Below are 3,052 nucleotides of genomic sequence, written 5' to 3'. Positions count from 1 at the left end.
CAAGATCATTCCCGCCGCCATCTCACAATTACCAAGGCATCAGTGCACTTTCGGGCTTTCAAGTTTCAGTAGTAGTCATCATTGGCCACAACCTTTACCGTTTGGCCCACCAGATCGTTATAGTTATACTTCTGGTTTTCTTTCACGGTAAAACCTAAGTTCTTCAAGCTGTTGATATTTACCGTGTTGTCCCGGTTGACCACTAAGACGATGTCGGTCGCCGCCTTGGGATAGCTGCCAGCCAGCACCTTGTAATTGGACTCCAGGTACGACTGTTTGCCGTACCGGTCCACCGGGTAGACCGACCCGCCGACGCCCAGCGTGGACATCATGGCACTGGCGTCCACCCCGCTGCGTTCGGGATTGCTGTTGGAGAACTTCACCGGTTTATACTGGCCATTCACGTCGCGGACCAGGTTGAAGCCGGTGGCGTATGTATAACTGATGTTTTTGGCCAATTTCTTGTTTAATCCATTCAGATAATCCAGGTACTTCTGGCTGATCTTATTGACGTGCTGGGCCTTATCGGCCGCACTAGTCTGCGCGGTAACTTGATCACTTTTCGAAAAGCCCTTCTCCTGAGACGGCCGCTGGGACGTATCCTGCCCCTGCTGGGCGATCGTAATCGGATACTGGGCCAGCGTTTCCGCCTCGGTCTTGTCGATCTGGGTCTGGAACCCCGTAGACAGGGCCAAAACGATGGCGACGCTGATGATCCCGATACTGGAAGCAAACATCGTCAGGAACGTCCGACCCTTTTTCGTCTTAATGTTCGTAAACGATAATTTCAACGCCGTCCAGAAACTCATCTTCGTCCGTTTAAGCGTGAAATGATCGTCCGCCTCGTGCTCGCTGTACGGCGCGGAATCGTTTAGAATCTTGCCGTCCGCAAAGTTGATGATCCGGTCCGCATACTGCTTGGCCAGTTGCGGGTTGTGGGTGACCATGATCACCAGCCGTTCTTTGGACAGCTCCTTGATCAGCTGCATGATTTCTTCACTGGTCTCGGAATCCAGCGCGCCGGTGGGTTCATCAGCCAGCAGGATCTCGGGATCATTGGCGATTGCCCGGGCGATCGCCACCCGCTGCATCTGCCCGCCGGATAATTGATTCGGCCGCTTGTGCATATGCTCAGCCAAACCGACTCGGGTCAGGGCATCCACGGCCCGTTTTTCCTTTTCCGCCCGGGATACGCCGGACAAGGTCATGCCCATTTCGACATTATCCATGATGCTTAAATGGCCGATCAGGTTATAGCTCTGGAAAATGAAGCCGATGGAGTTGTTCCGGTAGGCATCCCAATCCGCGTCTTTGAAGGTCTTAGTCGATTTGCCTTCAATGATCAAATCGCCGGAATCATACCGATCCAATCCGCCAATCATGTTCAGCAGCGTGGTCTTCCCCGAACTAGAAGGGCCAAGGATAGCGACGAATTCTTGTTGGCGGAACGACACCGAGACATCGTCCAGCGCTTTCGTGATCGTATCGCCGACGTGGTAATACTTCTTGATGTGCTTCAGTTCAAGCATGCGTAACTCCTTTTTAGAGCAGGGCCAAGGCCACCGCTCGGATGGTATTTTCGTTTTGCGTGATATAGGTACATTATGCCATATTCTGCACCCTGTCTATCCGTCGGAAGTCTGGACTTGCGCCGCCGTTACGTTTTCGTGACACAAAACCAGCCGGGATCGTTACGTTTCTTCCCTATACTAGGGGGTGAAGAAAGAGGAGGTTATCATCATGACCAAACGACGCCGAGTACTGATTTGGGGTACTGCAGTGTTGCTGGTTGTTGTCGCCCTGGTGGGCGGTATTGCCGTGGCCCAGGGCGGCCGGCTGGGCGCACACACGCCGGAACGGCTGACCCTCGCCAGTTCCACTGCAATGGCTCCGTTAGTTGAGGAAGCAACGAAGAATTATACAGCAGATCATCCAAACGTCCATGTCACAATCCAAAAAGGCGGCTCCGCTGCCGGTTTGACCAAGGTTGCCAACGGCCAGGTCAGTTTCGGGATGAGTGATATTTTTGCGGAAGAAAAAGACGGCGTGGTGCCAAACACGCTGGTGGATCACAAAATTGCGGTAGTCGGCATTGTCCCCATCGTGAACAATCGGTTGGGCGTACGCACCATTTCGACCACGGCCCTGCGTTTAATCTTTGCCGGTAACTATACAAATTGGCGGCAACTGGGCGGACCGGATCTGCCCATTACCATTATTAACCGGACCGCGGGCAGCGGGACCCGAATTAGCTTCGACCGCCAAGTACTGCACGGTGGCGAACCAAAGACTGGCTTGGAACAGGAGTCGTCGGCGAAGGCTCGGGCGATGGTCGCCGCGACCCCTGGGGCCATTTCTTACTTGGCGCTTTCCTATTTGGATAGCAGCGTCACCCCGGTCTACATCGACGGTATCAAGCCGTCCAAGGCGAATATCGTGACTGGCACCTGGCCGTTATGGGCTTATGAGCATCTGTACGTCAAGGGCAAGCCGACTGTGGCGGAGGTTCAATACATTAACTATCTGCAGTCTGATACTGTCCAAAAGAGTTTGATCAGCAAAATGGGCTATATTTCCATCAAGGAGATGAAAGTCGAACGGACCGCGGATGGCCAGCTCAACGATGTCCGGCCATAGTGGTATGCTAGTCTCCGAATAGGGGGTACCGGGCATTGTGGCCAGTAATATTTTTGAACTGATCGGCGTTTCCGGCGCGGGCAAAACCACGTGGGCGAAAGAGCAGAAGCACGTGGTGGATTTGTCTTCCGACGCGATTCGGGATGAGCTGTGCAAACAGGCGGGCATCTATCCTTTGTACGACCAGCCCCCTGCGGTGGTTAAGCGTACCAACGCCCAAGTTTTTGCCGTCTTGCATGCGCGGTTGGAAGCCGCACTGCGCGCCAATCAAGAGAAAATCATCATCGACGCGACCAATCTGAACCAGGCTAGGCGCACGGCGCTATATAAAAGAGTGAAACTGCTGGCCCCGACTTGTGAAGTGCCCCATAATTGTTAGACAGATACTCTAACGATTGTGGGGCATTTTTATGAC

At 53.6% G+C, this 3,052-nt stretch carries 2 protein-coding genes and 1 pseudogene; 2 read left to right on the top strand and 1 reads right to left on the bottom strand.

The window, feature by feature from the left end; translation table 11 throughout:
• Nucleotides 1-68 precede the first annotated feature (68 nt).
• Nucleotides 69-1,529, bottom strand: a pseudogene (locus tag H627_RS18735) (ABC transporter ATP-binding protein); the annotation flags it as partial.
• 211 nt (nt 1,530-1,740) lie between these two features.
• On the opposite strand from H627_RS18735, the gene H627_RS0115140 reads away from it, so the two are divergent.
• Together H627_RS0115140 and H627_RS0115135 are read left to right on the top strand one after the other, a co-directional pair.
• The gene (locus H627_RS0115140; protein WP_051225479.1) at nt 1,741-2,637 is read left to right on the top strand and encodes a phosphate ABC transporter substrate-binding protein; all 897 of its coding nucleotides are present in this window, start codon (nt 1,741-1,743) and stop codon (nt 2,635-2,637) included.
• A 37-nt stretch (nt 2,638-2,674) separates the two neighbouring features.
• Entirely contained in the window at nt 2,675-3,016 is a 342-nt protein-coding gene (locus H627_RS0115135; RefSeq protein ID WP_027829597.1) for an ATP-binding protein, read from the top strand.
• Nucleotides 3,017-3,052 lie beyond the last annotated feature (36 nt).

Origin of the sequence: Schleiferilactobacillus harbinensis DSM 16991, assembly GCF_000425885.1 — a bacterium.
Classification (GTDB): Bacteria; Bacillota; Bacilli; order Lactobacillales; family Lactobacillaceae; genus Schleiferilactobacillus; species Schleiferilactobacillus harbinensis.
Note: the sequence above shows the minus strand (reverse complement) of the source record. Positions and strands in the feature narration are given on the sequence as shown.

What these genes read in the sequence shown, in the direction of transcription:
- H627_RS0115140 (WP_051225479.1), top strand. Translation starts at nt 1,741, where the DNA reads ATGACCAAACGACGCCGAGTACTGATTTGGGGTACTGCAGTGTTGCTG.